Below are 13,852 nucleotides of genomic sequence, written 5' to 3'. Positions count from 1 at the left end.
GCATCAATCCTTGGAGGAGGTCCCGCAGCCCGGGACGGTGGCATACGAAGAGTAGATGGAGTCGCCGAGCGAGCAGTCCTGGTTCGCCATGACCACGTCCACCGAGAGGGGATGGGTATAGGTCACCTGGAGCTTGTCCCCGGGCGCGAGCCGCCGGGCGAAGGAGATCCACGGCGCACCGGGGACGGTGGTGTACTCGCGTGGGAGCAGCGTCCTTCCGTTGCGGGTCACTCGCGAGATGCCGCCGATCAGGGGGAGCGGGAGCGTCACCACCGCCTGCGAGCGTGTGAGGGTGGTGCTCCAGGAGCCGGGGCAGGTGAAGCGCTGATGCAGATCCGCCGCGTCGAGCGACTGGATGATGCCTTGGGTGCTGGGAGCGGAGGTGAGCGCGGGCTGGCTCGAGAAGGTGGTGCCCTGGCCCAGGTAGAGCTGGAAGAAGCCGCTGTCGGGCACCAGGCCGCCCCAGGAACCTCCGAGCAGATCCGTCATGCCATCGCCGTTGACGTCCGCCAGCTTCACGCCGGAGCCGAGGTTGATGGGGGTGGACGTCCACACGGGCTGGCCGGCATCGGGCGCGGGGACGTAGGCCTCGTAGCGGGGCGGGGTGCCCGCGTCTCCGCTCATGATGCCCTGCACGTTGTTGCGTGAGACGACGAGCGTCCACGTTCCCTGTGCGCCCACGGGACCCGCGGAGACATAGGGCACCAGGTCTCCCTCGCGGGAGCTCCACCCGGGCGTGGTGGGCAGGGAGATGCCACCGTCCGCGCCAGCGCTTCCCGGGAACACCATCACCTGGGACGTGCCGGCCACCAGATCCAGGAACCCATCCTGCTGCACGTCGGTGAAGAGGATGCCGCCGCCGAGGCCTCCGGGCTTCGAGCGCCAGCCGGGCTTCGTGGAGAGAGTCCCTCCCTGGTTGAAGTAGATGCGCGCGGAGCCGCCGGTGAGGGGATACATGTCCGAGGTGGCCAGATCCAGGCGGCCATCTCCGTTCGCATCCCCCAGCGCGCAGGCGAACGAGTCGTAGGTGTCTTTCGAGCGGAAGGAGGGGCTCTTCTCCAGGGTGCCGCGCTGGTTGAAGTAGACCTTGACGCCGCCGCTGCCCCAGGGCTTTCCGAGGGTGGACACCGCGACGTCCAGCCACCCATCGCCGTTGATGTCGCCCACGGCGAGGTTCATGTTGGCGTCCGAATCCGCGGAGACCCAGTCTGGCCGTTGCTGCTTGTTGAAGAAGTTGCCCTGCTGGGTGTTCAGGTAGACGGCGAGCGGTTGGAGTCCCTGATCGTTCCCGCTCGCGGTGATGAGGTCCGGGTAGCCGTCGCGGTTGATGTCGGCCAGGGCGAGCCCGGTCTCGTAGAAGCCCATGGGAGCGCTCTGGAGATCGGGCTGGGTGGCGTAGGGGATGGGGGTGCCTCCGTCCACGGACGCCGGAGCCGGGGTCGCGGACAGGGCGAGCGCTGCCAGCGGCAGCGGGAAGAGCCAGCTCATCGGGCGCCTTGCGTCGAGAAACCAGGGGCGAAGGTGGCGGCCCAGCGCGCGGGCTCGGCGATGCCGTGGGAGGTCATCACCGCATGGGCGGCCTCGATGAGGGAGCGGCCCTCGTCTCCACCGATGAGGCCTCCCAGGTGGTGGCGGGCGATGGCCGTGTGGACCGCCATGCCCGCGGTCTCGAAGCCCTGGATGGCCGAGGACAGGTGCGAGCGCGCTCCCGCCGGGTCCCCACGGAGACGGGCGATGCCGGCCCGGAGCAGGTGGGCCATCGGAACGCAGTCACTGCGCCCCTGACGGGAGATGAACTCCGCGTCCTTCTCGGCGCTCGCGAGCAGCTTCTCCCGGGCGCTCGTGTCGTGCTCGGCGTGCGCGAGCGCGCCGCATGCGCGCACGGTGTACATCCTCATCCGGCCCACGAGGGCGCGGAGGAACTGCGCGGACTTCACCTTGGGCCACATCTGGGTGATGCGCTGCCACGCCCGCGCGTGCTGTCCCTGGTAGAGGTCGGCCCAGGCCTCCACGAGGAAGACGGAGATGTGCTGGATGGTGCCCGTCCGGGGCCAGGAGGCGGCGAGCTCCCGCATGCGCTGGCAGGTGCCCTCGGCGTCTCCGGTGGCGAGCAGTCCCATGCCGGTGCCGAGCAGCGCCGTCACCTGCGAGTACGCATCGCCCTGCTCCACGGCCACGCGGTACCAGTCCCTGCCGTGCTCGCGCAGCTCCGTCATCTGGTGCGTGATGTCCAGGGCGAGCATCGCCATGGCGCGCGCCATGCCGCCCTCCCAGAGGGTGTCCCGGCGGCTCTCGCGCATCCGCTCCAGGCCGGCCTCCGCCTGGGCGAGCGTATCGGCCCACCGGCCCACGGTGAGCGAGCGGACGCCGCGGAAGATGTCCGCCAGGCCGAGCAGCTCGGGCGAGTTCAGCCGCTGCGCCAGCGCCACACCGCGCTCGAGGTCGCGGGTGCCCGACTCCAGCGCGCCGGGGGAGCCCTGGAACAACCAGGTGCCGCCGAAGGCGATCAGCGGACGGGCCACGCGCTGGGGCTCTCCCGCTTCGAGCGCCAGCAGCAGGCCCCGGAGCAGGAAGAGCAGGCCGCGCGTGGGCTCCACGTTGAGCAGCGCTCGTGCCAGGGCCCAGAGCAGATCGATGCGCTGGAGCTGGAGGGGAGGCACCTCGGACTCGGGCCGTTCGGTGAACTCGATGCCGCGCAGCTTGAGCCGGGCCAGCAGCCAGACGACTTCCAGCAGCGCGAGAGCCGTGGAGCGCGGGTAGCTCAGGCCGAGCCGCTCGAGCACGGGTCCGAGCAGCGCGGTGCCGTCGTCGATGCGCCCGCCCACCATGTAGTGCTCGATGGCGCGGCACTGGAGCTCCAGCCACTCGTGGGCGGGGGCGTCCTCGGCGAGGCGGAGGAAGATGGGGGCCGCCTCGGTGCCACGGCCGGCGAGCGCGAGGGACTCGGCGCGGGCGCGCTCCAGCTCGCGGCGAGGGGGGATGCCGGAGACCTGCGTGCCCTGGCTCCACTCGAGGGCGAAGCCATACAGCTCCGCGGCCCGGGCGAAGGCCAGTGCCTCGCGGGCACGCTCGGCGGCGCTGAAGGCATGGAGGGCGGCCCGGACGAGCTCTCCCGCACCATGGAGGTGCAGCGCGAGCCGCTCGGGATCTGGCTGGGGCTGGGCCTCGAGCACATCGGCGAGCCGGCGGTGGTGGCCCTGGATGGTGGGGGCCTGGAGGGTCTCCACGAGCCGCTCGCGGATGCGGTCATGGCTCACCTCGAGGTCCACGCCGCCGGGGGTGGCGCGGGTGCGAAGCAGGTGGGAGGAGCGCAGCAGGGCGAGCGAAGACAGCGTGGCCTTCGAGGGCCGAGCCGCGTCCAGCGCGAGCGTCTGCTCCAGGGGATGACCGGCCACGGCCAGCAGCTCGAGGAGCTGGCGCGCGCCCTCGGGCAGGTGTTGGACGCGGGCGTCGACGACGCGGCCGAGCGACAGCTCTCCCGAGGTGGCGCGCTCGCCGTTGGAAGTGACGTAGCGCACGAACTCCTCGGCGAGCAGCGGGCTGCCTCCGGCTTCCCGGGCGATGCGCTCGGCCTGGGCGCGCGCCGCGGAGTCCTCCACGCCCAGCCGTTCCAGGGCGAGGCGCGCGGAATCCTCGGGCGAGAGGGGTGGCAGGGCCACCTCCACGGGCGCGACGGTCCACGACAGCGGTTCCAACAGTTGGCGCAGCGCCTCCAGGCACGGGCTGTTCGCGGCCTCGTCGCTCCGGTAGCTGAGCACGAGCAGCAGGGGCGGCGCGGAGGGAGGAGACAGCAGCTCCGCGAGGAAGCGGGCGCTGTCCAGGTCACCCCACTGGAGGTCATCCAGCAGCAGCACCAGGGGCCTGTGCGAGGCGATCCGCCGCAGCAGTTCCTTCAACACGCGCACGGCGAGGGCCCGGGCCAGGAGGGGGTCCTCCGGAAGGGGCTCCGCGTGCTCCTCCGGCAGGGGGTCCTCGTTGAGCCGGAGGACGGGGAAGAGGCGGGCGAGGGCCTGGAAGTGCTCGGGGACGAGCTCGCGGACCTGGTCGCGGGGGAACTGCGAGATGACTCGGCTGAGCGAGTCCATCAGACTGTCGAGCGCCTTGTAGGGCACGGACTCGCGCTCGTAGCAGCGGCCGGAGACGACGAGGGCACGTTCCTCGCGGCGCAGCTCCCGGGCGAAGGCCTCGAGCAGTGCGCTCTTTCCGAGACCGGCCAGGCCATGGACGCGGGCCAGCACCGTCTCGCCCGCGGCGCCGCGCGAGGCGGCGGCGTGCAGCGTGGCCAGCTCCTTCTCCCGGCCCACCAGCCGCGGCTCGCGAGGGGTGGGGGCGGGCTCGGTGGCGTCCTGGCCGCCGAGCTGGCGCATGACCTCGGCGCTGGAGGGGCGGGCGGTGGGGTCCTCGCGGAGCAGGGCCTCGCAGAGGGAGACGAGGTCGGCGGGCGGGTCCACCACGAAGCGCGAGATGGGGGCGGCTCCGTGCCGCTGGGCCTGCCGCATCTCCTGCATGTTCCCGGAGAAGGGCCGCTGTCCGGTGAGACACTCGTAGAGCATCACGCCCACCGAGTACCAGTCGGTGGCTTCGGTGGAGGGCTGGAGGTCCCACTGCTCGGGGGCCATGTACGGCGGCGAGCCGGCGAGGGGCTCGGGGGAGCCCATCGATGCCGAGGGGTACATCAGCGGCTTGGCGAGCCCGAAGTCGAGGATGACGACGCGGCCCTGGGGGGTGACGCGGACGTTGGAGGGCTTGAGGTCGCGGTGGATGAGCCCGGAGGCGTGGAGGGCGCGCAGGCCCTGGACGAGCTCGCGGAACACCAGACGGAGGCGCTCGGCGTCGACGATGCGGGTGGGCGCGGCGGGGAGGACGGGCGCCTGGGAGCCGGTGGTGGCGTCGAGGCTGGTGGCTTTGAGGCTGGTGGCGGTGAGCTCGTCGGGGGCCGAGTGGCTCGCGCCGGTGCCCTGATTGGGGTGGCGCTGGGGGCTGGTGGCGGTGAGCTCGTCCGGCGACGAGTGGCTCGCGCCGGTGCCCTGATTGGGGTGGCGCTGGGGGCTGGTGGCGGTGAGCTCGTCCGGCGACGAGTGGCTCGCGCCGGTGCCCTGATTGGGGTGGCGCTGGGGGCTGGTGGCGGTGAGCTCGTCTGGGTTGGAGGGCTCCGCGCTGTCCTCCGAGGGTTTCAGCCGCAGGTAATCGAGGAAGGCGTGGCCCTCGATGAGCTCCATGGTGAAGAACCAGGTGGAGCCCTCGGAGAACAGCTCGTAGAGGGTGACGAGGTTCGGGTGGACCAGCTCCGTGAGGAGCCGGAACTCCTGCTTGAAGCGGTAGAGCGAGCCGGGTGATGCCTTGTGCAGCGTCTTGAGCGCCACGACGGAGCCGGTGCGGCGATCGAGCGCCTCGCACACGATGCCGAAGCCACCTACGCCCAGGGTCCGTCTGACCTCGAAACGCTCGTTGCCCTCGAAACCTTGCTGTGCGGCGACTCTCACTGGCCCCTCCCCGGTGATGTGCGCGGACCCTACCTCACGCCTCCTGGGGCAGGAAGCAAAGCACCAGGTTTGGTGAGCCTGCCTGCCCTTCATCCGGGCACCCCAGGCCCCCACGGAGGGGGTAAGGTGGCCGGGTCATGCTCTCGCTGCTCCGGCTCGTCTCCCTGCGTCACATCCTGGGTGCACCGCTGCGCACCGGCCTCACGGTGCTGGGCGTGGCCGTGGGGGTGGCGACCATGGTGGGGGTGATGTCCATCAACGGCTCGGTGCTGGACGCGTTCCGCTCGACGGTGGATGTCATCGCGGGAAAGGCGGACCTCACGGTGGCGGGCACGCAGGTGGGGTTCGACGAGTCCGTGCTGGAGCGCGTACGGGCGGTGCCTGGGGTGGCGCATGCCTCGGGGGCCCTGACGGTGATCGTCCCGGTCAAGGGCGTGCCGGGCGAGCGCCTCTACGTGATGGGCGTGGACCTGCTGGATGACGGCCACTTCCGCACCTACGAGGGCGCGGACAGGGACCTGGGCGGGCTGTCGGACGACCTGGAGTTCCTCAACTCGACGGACCGGATGCTCGTCTCGGAGCGCTTCGCCCGTGAGCGCGGGTTGAAGGTGGGGGACGGCTTCCAACTCATCACCGGGAGCGGGCCGCAGGACTTCGTGGTGCACGCGCTCATCCGCGAGGCGGGGCCGGTGAAGGCCTTCGGCGGCTCGATGGGCGTGATGGACGTGGCGTCGGCGCAGGCGGCCTTCGGGCGCGAGCGGACGCTGGACCGCATCGACGTGGCGGTGGACCCGTTGGTGGGTGTGGACACGGTGCGCGAGCGCCTGCGTTCGGCGCTGGGCGGAGGCTTCGAGGTGGAGCACCCGTCTCGCCGGGGCGGCTCGGTGGCCACCATGGTGCGCAGCTTCCAGATGGGGCTGAACCTGGGCTCCGGGGTGGCGCTGCTGGTGGGGGTGTTCCTCGTCTACAACACCATCGCCATCAGCGTGGTGCAGCGGCGCAGGGAGATTGGAACGCTGCGGGCGCTGGGGGCCACGCGTCTGCGCATCCGGGCCCTCTTCACGCTGGAGGCGGTGTTGCTGGGCGGGGTGGGGACGGTGCTGGGGCTGCCGCTGGGGGTGCTCATCGGCCGGCTCGCCATCGGCTGGGTGTCTGGCGCCATCTCCAGCCTCTACATCCAGGTGAACGCGCGGGACGTGACGGTGGGCCCGTGGGAGCTGGGATTGGGTGTGGCGCTCGGCGTGCTGGGCAGTGGCTTCGCGGCCCTGCGGCCGGCGTTGCAGGCCTCGAGCGTGCTCCCGGTGGAGGCGCTGCGCAGGGATGCGGCCCAGGGCGCCGGCGTGGGCGGTTCGCGCCTGCCCACGGTGCTCGGCGTGGGGTGCCTGCTGCTCGTCTACCCGTCCACGTGGCTGCCCTCGCCCATGGAGAACCTGCCAGTGGGCGGCTACATCTCCATCTTCCTGGTGCTGATGGGGACCACGTTGCTGGCCCCGGGAGTGCTGCGCCTGCTGTGGCACGTCTACCACCGCCCGGGCGAGGCCCTGCTGGGCGTGAGTGGCCGGCTGGCGGCGGACAACTTCGCGCGAGCGCCCGCGCGCACGGCGGTCCCGGTGTCCGCGCTGGCCATTGGCGTGGCCATGTCGGTGTGCATCGCCGGCTTCGTGGGCTCCTTCCGCACCGCGGCGCACCGGTGGCTGGACCAGTCGGTGCCGGCGGATCTCTTCCTCACCTCGGCGGCGCGCATCGCGGGCAGCCGCAACCAGCCCATGGGTCCGGAGCTGGCCGAGGCGCTCGCGGCGCTGCCCGGCGTGTCCCAGGTGGACCGGGTGCGTGTGTTGCCCCATGACGTGCTCGGGCTGCGCGCCTACGTCATCTCCCTCATCCCGGAGATCTACGAGAGCCACGGCAAGCCGCAGCTGCTGGAGGGCCGCCTGCCCACGCGCGAGGAGCGGCTGGCCGGGCGGGTCATCATCTCGGAGAACCTCTCGCGCCGCAGGGAGCTGCACGTGGAGGACACCTTCGAGATGTCCACGCCCACGGGCGCGCGCACCTACACGGTGGCGGCGGTGGCGGTGGATTACACCTCGGACCAGGGCGTCGTTTTCCTGGCGCGCGAGGTGTACCAGGCGCATTTCCAGGATGACCGGGTGGACACCTTCGAGCTGTACCTGTCGGACCGTTCGCGGCTGGACGAACTGCGCCGCACCATCTCGGAGCGGTGGGGGGAGCGCCACCAGCTCTACGTGCTGAGCAACGCGGACCTGCGCCAGGAGGCCACGGCGCTCATCGACGAGGCCTTCTCGGTTTCCTATGCGATGGAGGTGGTGGCCGTGCTGCTGGCGCTGTTGGGGGTGGTCAACACACTGCTGGCGGCGGTGTTGGATCGGACCCGGGAGATCGGCCTGTTGAGGGCGGTGGGGGCGGCCCGGTCCCACATCGTCCGGCTGTTCGTGGGGGAGGCTGCCTTCATCGGCCTGTCAGGAGGACTCATCGGAGCGCTGGCGGGCCTTTGGATGGGGGTTCTCATCACCGACGTGGTAGGCGGTCAGGCCACGGGGTGGAGTTTTCCCTATATTTTTCCCGCCCGGTTGGCGGTGGCCATGGGGGTCGTCTCGACCCTGTGCGCCATCCTGGCCGGGCTGTATCCTGCGCGTCGTGCCGCCACCCTGGACGTGGTGGAGGCGCTCGCCTACGAGTGAGTCCCATGGCTGCCAACCTGCAGAATCCCTTCCACATCCTCCTGGTCGAGGACGAGCCCGTCATCCGGGAGCTCGTGCGTTCCATGTTGAGCGACGGGGCCGTGGAGGTGGTGTGCGCGGCCAATGGCATCGAGGGCTTGAAGCTGGCCAAGAGCCGCCCCTTCCAGCTCGTGCTGATGGACGTGGTGCTGCCGCAGCTGGACGGCATCTCGGTGTGCCGGATGCTCAAGAGCGACCCGTCGACGTCGAAGGTGCCCGTCTACATGCTCACCGCCAAGTCCAAGAAGTCGGACATGGAGAGCGCGACGATGGCGGGAGCGGACGGCTACATCCAGAAGCCCTTCAAGGGCGCGGAGCTGATGGCGCTGGTGGACCGGCTGCGCAAGGTGGTGTGAGGCCGGGCCCGGCTCAGGGCAGGCGCGGGTGGAGGTAGCGCGCCAGCAGCAGGAAGTGATCCCAATCCAGGTCGGCGAACTCGAGCGCCACGCCCTGGGTGGCACGGCGGACGATGTTGCACGTGGCGGTGATGTCCCCGATGCCGGGCAGCGGCAGGGTGAGGGACAACTGCTTGACGCTGTCGGGCGGGTGGCCGTGGAGGAACAGGCCCGCCATGGACAGGTCGCGCGCCTTGACGAGCACGGTGCGCTCGCCCAGGTGCACCTTCACCATCCAGTTGGCGTCCACGCGCGGGTGGTAGCGCTCCTGGAGGCGCAGGGGAGTGTTGGACGGCGTCATGGGGACCCTCCTCGGGGTGCGACAGGGAGCTACAGTGTGGAGCAGCCCTGGGGGGTCGCAACTTTTCGGCCGGGGCCCGGCCGCGTCCCCTGACCGTCCACGCGCGCGGATGTGAGCTCCACGCCGTGGAGGGTGTGCCGGGTGGGGGAGCGGCCATGTGCCCGGGAAGACTGCGCTCGCCGGCTGGCACGCCCGCTGAAGAAGCCCTGACGCAACCCAAGCGCAGGAGGCTTCACGTGGAGAACGGCAATCGGATTGGCTCGCTGTCCATCACCCCCACCGTGGCGAGGCAGACGCCGAGGAACGACTTCGGCACGGTGTTGGCGCGCACGGCGCAGGAGGTGGTGAAGACGGGGGCGGGAATCGCGGCGTCGATGATGCCGGGGAACCCGATGGTGAGTGCGGCGGTGTCGAGCGTGAGCTCGGTGGTGTCGTCGGTGGCGTCCTCCGTCCAGGGCGTGTCGGCGGCGGGGACGGGAGGCGTGGGCGGTACGGCGGGACAGGGTGAGCAGTGGGACCTGCTGGCGGCGCAGCGGGAGATGCAGGCCGAGGGGATGAAGATGAACATGGCCTACATGAACCTGCAGAACGAGATGCAGGCGGAGAGCCGGGCGCACAACGCCATCTCCAACATCATGAAGGTGCGGCACGACTCGGCGAAGGCCGCCATCAACAACATCCGGTAGGGGCGCGCCATGGCCATCGACAAGGTGGGGGCGATTGGCGGGGCGGGAGCGACGCCCGCGCTGGAGCCCTCGGGGAAGGCGCGGTTCGGCGAGGTGCTGGAGGGGGTGAAGGGCCCGGCGAAGCAGCCGGGGCCCCGGGTCGCGAGTGAGAGCACGCCCCAGCTGGCCTCCACGGAGAAGACGGAGGCGGCGCGCGGGACGTGCGAGGTGGAGGGAGTGGGGAAGGCCACGGGGGGGACGTCGGAGGTGCGAGCCGGGGGCCAGGTGGACTCGGTGCAGGCGGCGAGGTCCCAGCAGGCGGTGCAGGTGCTGGACCGGGTGACGGAGGCGCAGAAGCGGTTGGACGGCCTCCTGGCGCTGGCCGAGTCCGGCAGGTCGTTCTCTCCGGCCGAGCTGCTGGCAGTCCAGGCCCACGTGTACCGGGCGAGTCAGGAGCTCGATCTCGCGGGGAAGGTCGTCGAGAAGGCGACGGGTGGCGTCAAGCAGGTGCTGCAGACCCAGGTGTGAGGACTCCCATGTTCCGACGTTGTCTCTTGCTGCTGCTCCTGTGCGCCACGGGGTGCCGGGAGCGAATCCAACACGGCCTGGACGAGCGCCAGGCCAACGAGTTGCAGACGGTGCTCGTCGAGCGGGGGCTCGATGCGCGCAAGGTGCCCGAGGCGGGCAAGAAGCCCACGTGGGCCATCGAGGTGGGAGAGGAGCAGTCCTCGGACGCGGTGCGGATTCTCGCGGAGCTGGGGCTGCCGAGGCCCGTGGCGGACGAGGGCTGTGACGTCTTCGGCGGAGGAGGGCTGGTGCGGACCCCGGTGGAGGAGCAGCTCTGCCGGGTGAGGGTGATGGAGCAGGGGTTGGAGAAGACGCTCCAGACGGTGGAGGGGGTGCTGCTGGCGCGCGTGCACCTGGTGGTGCCACCGCCGCCGAGGCCCGGACAACAGCCGGTGCCCGCGAAGGCCTCGGCGATGCTGCGCGTGGCGCCCGGCTACGCGGAGACGATCAAGGGCTCGCGGGAGATGTTGCGGTCACTCCTCGCGGGAGGCGTGGAGGGGCTCTCGTCCGAGTCGGTGTCCCTCATGGTGGACGAGGTCTCCACGCGGGTGGTGGCTCCCACGCCCGGGACTTCTCCACTGACACGGCTGCGGGTGCTGCTGGCGGTGTTGTCGCTGGCGGTCACGGGGCTGTCGGTGGGGTTGATCCTCGTGACGCTGCGTTTGCGGCATTACCGCGCCCTGGCGGAAGCGAAGCCCGTGGCTCCACAGGCCCCCACGCGCCCGGTGGTGACGGCCGGGGCCGCGCGCAAGGTGGCGTGAGCTTCCTGGAGGGATGAGTCATGGAGGTGACGCGCATCGAGCGCCCTGGCGCGAAGACGCCAGGGCCGGAGAAGACGGTGGCGGTCCGGGTGCCTCGGAGTCCGCAGCCAGAGCCAGCGAAGAGGCCAACGTACCCGGAGCCGGTGAAGGGGCCGTCTCCAGTCTCCCTGCCCGTGGAGCGGATTGCCCTGGTGGCGCTGGTCTTCGGGCGGGAGCGGGCGGGGGCCCTGCTTGAGGGATTGAGGGAGCCCGAGGCGCGGCAGGCGAAGAACCACCTGGCCGGTTTCACCGCGCTCTCCTCGGCGAGGCGGCAGGCGCGGGTGGCGGTGGAGTTCGGTGTTCGGCCGGATGCCGCGGCGCGGCTGCGGGCGGTGATGGAGGAGGCTCCAGAGGTCCTGAGACGGGAGCTCTTCCGGAGGCTGCCGCCCTATCACCGTGGCCTCTTCCCGGAGCGCCAGGTGGAACCGCCCGGCGCGGCGGCCACCCCGGCGGTCTGTGCGCTGGCCGAGCGGCTCCTCCGCGAAGCCACGCGCTGAGACACCCCGTCCCGAGCCGGGACGGCCCCTGACATCCAACCCCTCGTTTTCGCGGGCACGGCCGTTGGCATCGGCCGTGAAGAGGAGTGGTGCGTCCGCGGCACGGAGCGAACCATGCAGAGTTCTTTCGGAGAGAGCAGCCAGTCCACGACGTTGAAGCCGATGAAGCTGCGCCGGCTCGGCACGCGCCGATTGGCACGGGCCCACGTGACGCTGCACGAGCGACCCCAGGTGGCGCGGCTCGCGCGGCAGGCGTTGCAGAGCGTGTGCGAGGCACTGGGCCGGGAGCTGGGGTGCCCCGTCCGAGCGGAAGCGCGATTGCTGGAGGCGGTGGTGATGCCGGCGGCGGGGTTGGCGCACACGGCGGCCTTCGCCCTGGTGGACCTGTCGGCGACGGGAGGGACGGGGGTGCTGGAATTGGAGCCGCCGGTGCTCTTCGCCGCGCTGGAGCGCCTGGCGGGGGCGGGGACGAAGCCTGGCCCCATCACGGAGCTGACGCGTTTGGAGGAGGCCTCCTTCGCCTTCCTGGGCCTGTCGGCGCTGTACGCGCTGCGTGGCCAGCCGGAGCTGCAGCGGAGGTTCGGTCCGCGCCTCGCCGGGGTGACGATGAATCGCACGGAGGCGTTGGCGCGCCTCGACGCACGGCAGCGTCACCTGGGCGTGGAGCTGACGGTGACGGTAGGGCAGACGACGGCGGGGGGGAGGTTGGTCCTGCCCGCGGTGGTGCTCGAAGGGGCGCTGAGGGAACTGCCCGCGGAGCGGGACGTGGAATTTGCTCCCGAGGTGCTGGCGGCGCGGTTGGAGGCCCGCTGCTTCGTGGGCAGCACGTCGCTGCCGCGCATGGCGCTGGAGTCGCTTGGGCCGGGGGACGTCGTGCTCTTCGACGGGCTGCGCCAGGAGGGCACGGGCCTGTCGGGTCCCGGGCGCCTCGTCCTGCGCGGCTTCGAGCTGATGGGTGACTTCACGCCCGAGGGTTTCTCGTTGAACCACGCGCGCAGGCGCGGACTTTTCCAGGAGTCGGACATGGCGACCGTAATCGAGCGGAGCGAGGGAATGCCCCCGCTGCCGGTGGAAGTGGAGATTGAGTTGACGCGGCTGCTGCTGCCGCTTTCGGAGCTGGCGGGGTTGAAGCCGGGCGCGCTGCTGCCGCTGCACATCAACGCGAGCGAGCCCGTACTGCTGCGCGTGGGCGACCGGGCGGTGGCGCGGGCGGAGTTGGTGGACATCGAGGGCGAGGTGGGGGCCCGCATCCTCACCCTGCTGCCGTGAGCGCGCCCATGAAGACCCTGTTCGACTTCGTGTCTCCGAGGAACAAGCTGTTGCTGGCACTGGGGCTCGTGCTCGGGCTGGCGGCACTGGCTCCACTGGGGGGTGTATCGGCGGCCGTCTTGGCCCGGGGGCTGTTGGGGGCTGTGGCCCTGGTGGGGCTGGGCTGGTGGCTCATGCGGCGTGGGCGGGCCGACGTCCGGTTCTCCCTCACCGAGCGCATGCGGGTGGTGTCCAGAACGGGCCTGTCGCAGCGCTGTGGCCTGGCGCTGGTGGAGGTGGAGGGGAGCCGTTACCTCGTGGCCTTTGGAGACTCCTTCGCGGAGATCCGCCGGGCACACACACCGGTGCGTGTGAAGACCCGTTCGAGGCGCCGTGCGGTGGCCCGCTCCCATGAGAAGGAGACCCTGTCATGAGCCGTGCGCTGCTCATGTTGGGAGTGCTCGTTCCCGGGCTGGCCTCGGCGGCGGAGACGCCGCTCTCGCAGATGTCGTTCGCGGGCAGCCCGCTGTCGATGATGGGGATGTTGGCGCTGATGTCGCTGCTGCCCTTCGTGGTGCTGATGCTGACGAGCTTCTCGAAGATCGCCGTGGTGTTGTCTCTGGCCCGGTCGGCGATGGGAACGCAGCAGGCGCCGCCCACCATTGTTCTCACCGGGCTCGCTGCGGTGCTGACGGGGCACGTCATGGCGCCGGTGATGGAGCGCATGTACGACGTGGGGCAGGCTGTCTATCAGGACGTCGGCTCCGGTGCGCAGATCCTCAGCGCGGCGGAGCGGGTGACCGAGCCGCTGCGCACCTTCCTGGTGAAGCATGGCAGTCCGGAGGAGCGGGCCCGCTTCCTGGACCTCGCGCGCGAGCTGCGGCCGCCGGAAGAGGCGAACGCGGTGCACGAGGACGATCTCTTCGTGGTGATTCCTGCCTTCGTCATCACGGAGCTGACGGAGGCCTTCCAGATCGGCTTCCTCGTCTTCCTCCCGTTCCTGGTGCTGGACATGGTCATCGCGAACATCCTGCTCGCGCTCGGGATGCAGTCGTTGTCACCGAGCCAGGTGAGCTTGCCCTTCAAGATCCTCCTCTTCGTCGCCGTGGATGGCTGGGCGCTGCTCGCGCGGGGCCTGATCCTCGGCTACCGGTGATG

General features: G+C 70.9%; 12 protein-coding genes. 9 read left to right on the top strand and 3 right to left on the bottom strand.

Annotated features, from left to right (window positions below; translation table 11 throughout):
- Positions 1 to 3: 3 nt before the first annotated feature.
- Both BO221_RS04070 and BO221_RS04065 read right to left on the bottom strand, forming a co-directional pair.
- Positions 4 to 1,488 (bottom strand): VCBS repeat-containing protein, encoded by a 1,485-nt coding sequence (locus tag BO221_RS04070; RefSeq protein WP_073558951.1) that lies wholly within the window; start codon positions 1,486 to 1,488, stop codon positions 4 to 6.
- Complete coding sequence (locus BO221_RS04065) at positions 1,485 to 5,483, bottom strand: serine/threonine-protein kinase PknK (RefSeq protein ID WP_073558950.1); 3,999 nt, start codon at positions 5,481 to 5,483, stop codon at positions 1,485 to 1,487. Before BO221_RS04065 ends, BO221_RS04070 begins: the two co-directional genes overlap by 4 nt.
- Positions 5,484 to 5,620: 137 nt before the next feature.
- On the opposite strand from BO221_RS04065, the gene BO221_RS04060 reads away from it, so the two are divergent.
- Together BO221_RS04060 and BO221_RS04055 are read left to right on the top strand one after the other, a co-directional pair.
- Positions 5,621 to 8,182: an ABC transporter permease gene (locus BO221_RS04060; protein ID WP_073558949.1), complete on the top strand. Its 2,562-nt coding sequence runs from the start codon at positions 5,621 to 5,623 to the stop codon at positions 8,180 to 8,182.
- Between the two features lie 5 nt (positions 8,183 to 8,187).
- Positions 8,188 to 8,577 (top strand): PleD family two-component system response regulator, encoded by a 390-nt coding sequence (locus tag BO221_RS04055; RefSeq protein ID WP_073558948.1) that lies wholly within the window; start codon positions 8,188 to 8,190, stop codon positions 8,575 to 8,577.
- 13 nt (positions 8,578 to 8,590) lie between these two features.
- On the opposite strand, the gene BO221_RS04050 is transcribed toward BO221_RS04055, so the two are convergent.
- On the bottom strand, positions 8,591 to 8,917 hold the full coding sequence (locus tag BO221_RS04050; protein WP_043401810.1) for a PilZ domain-containing protein: 327 nt from the start codon (positions 8,915 to 8,917) through the stop codon (positions 8,591 to 8,593).
- A 236-nt stretch (positions 8,918 to 9,153) separates the two neighbouring features.
- Here BO221_RS04050 and BO221_RS04045 point away from each other — a divergent pair, with 236 nt between their 5' ends.
- From BO221_RS04045 to sctR, 7 genes are all read left to right on the top strand, one after another.
- Positions 9,154 to 9,603, top strand: a complete 450-nt coding sequence (locus tag BO221_RS04045) for a hypothetical protein (protein ID WP_073558947.1) — start codon at positions 9,154 to 9,156, stop codon at positions 9,601 to 9,603.
- Positions 9,604 to 9,612: 9 nt separating this feature from the next.
- A complete protein-coding gene (locus tag BO221_RS04040) occupies positions 9,613 to 10,110 on the top strand; it encodes an ATP-dependent helicase HrpB (protein WP_073558946.1) in 498 nt (165 codons plus the stop codon).
- Between the two features lie 8 nt (positions 10,111 to 10,118).
- Positions 10,119 to 10,910, top strand: a complete 792-nt coding sequence (locus tag BO221_RS04035) for a flagellar M-ring protein FliF (RefSeq protein WP_073558945.1) — start codon at positions 10,119 to 10,121, stop codon at positions 10,908 to 10,910.
- Between the two features lie 20 nt (positions 10,911 to 10,930).
- Positions 10,931 to 11,446, top strand: coding sequence for a hypothetical protein (locus BO221_RS04030; protein WP_073558944.1), 516 nt, complete (start codon positions 10,931 to 10,933; stop codon positions 11,444 to 11,446).
- Between the two features lie 114 nt (positions 11,447 to 11,560).
- Positions 11,561 to 12,715 (top strand): type III secretion system cytoplasmic ring protein SctQ, encoded by a 1,155-nt coding sequence (gene sctQ, locus BO221_RS04025; protein ID WP_304528691.1) that lies wholly within the window; start codon positions 11,561 to 11,563, stop codon positions 12,713 to 12,715.
- A gap of 8 nt (positions 12,716 to 12,723) precedes the next feature.
- Complete coding sequence (locus BO221_RS04020) at positions 12,724 to 13,128, top strand: flagellar biosynthetic protein FliO (protein WP_198956053.1); 405 nt, start codon at positions 12,724 to 12,726, stop codon at positions 13,126 to 13,128.
- A complete protein-coding gene (sctR, locus tag BO221_RS04015; protein WP_073558943.1) occupies positions 13,125 to 13,850 on the top strand; it encodes a type III secretion system export apparatus subunit SctR in 726 nt (241 codons plus the stop codon). Before BO221_RS04020 ends, sctR begins: the two co-directional genes overlap by 4 nt.
- The last annotated feature ends 2 nt before the right edge of the window (positions 13,851 to 13,852 follow it).

The sequence above is a fragment of the Archangium sp. Cb G35 genome (assembly GCF_001896145.1).
Classification (GTDB): domain Bacteria; phylum Myxococcota; class Myxococcia; order Myxococcales; family Myxococcaceae; genus Archangium; species Archangium violaceum.
Note: the sequence above shows the minus strand (reverse complement) of the source record. Positions and strands in the feature narration are given on the sequence as shown.

Bases quoted from the DNA above. Each gene is read 5' to 3' on its own strand.
- BO221_RS04070 (WP_073558951.1), bottom strand. From the start codon at position 1,488: ATGAGCTGGCTCTTCCCGCTGCCGCTGGCAGCGCTCGCCCTGTCCGCG.
- BO221_RS04060 (WP_073558949.1), top strand. From the start codon at position 5,621: ATGCTCTCGCTGCTCCGGCTCGTCTCCCTGCGTCACATCCTGGGTGCA.
- BO221_RS04055 (WP_073558948.1), top strand. From the start codon at position 8,188: ATGGCTGCCAACCTGCAGAATCCCTTCCACATCCTCCTGGTCGAGGAC.
- BO221_RS04050 (WP_043401810.1), bottom strand. From the start codon at position 8,917: ATGACGCCGTCCAACACTCCCCTGCGCCTCCAGGAGCGCTACCACCCG.
- BO221_RS04040 (WP_073558946.1), top strand. From the start codon at position 9,613: ATGGCCATCGACAAGGTGGGGGCGATTGGCGGGGCGGGAGCGACGCCC.
- BO221_RS04035 (WP_073558945.1), top strand. From the start codon at position 10,119: ATGTTCCGACGTTGTCTCTTGCTGCTGCTCCTGTGCGCCACGGGGTGC.
- BO221_RS04030 (WP_073558944.1), top strand. From the start codon at position 10,931: ATGGAGGTGACGCGCATCGAGCGCCCTGGCGCGAAGACGCCAGGGCCG.
- sctQ (WP_304528691.1), top strand. From the start codon at position 11,561: ATGCAGAGTTCTTTCGGAGAGAGCAGCCAGTCCACGACGTTGAAGCCG.
- BO221_RS04020 (WP_198956053.1), top strand. From the start codon at position 12,724: ATGAAGACCCTGTTCGACTTCGTGTCTCCGAGGAACAAGCTGTTGCTG.
- sctR (WP_073558943.1), top strand. From the start codon at position 13,125: ATGAGCCGTGCGCTGCTCATGTTGGGAGTGCTCGTTCCCGGGCTGGCC.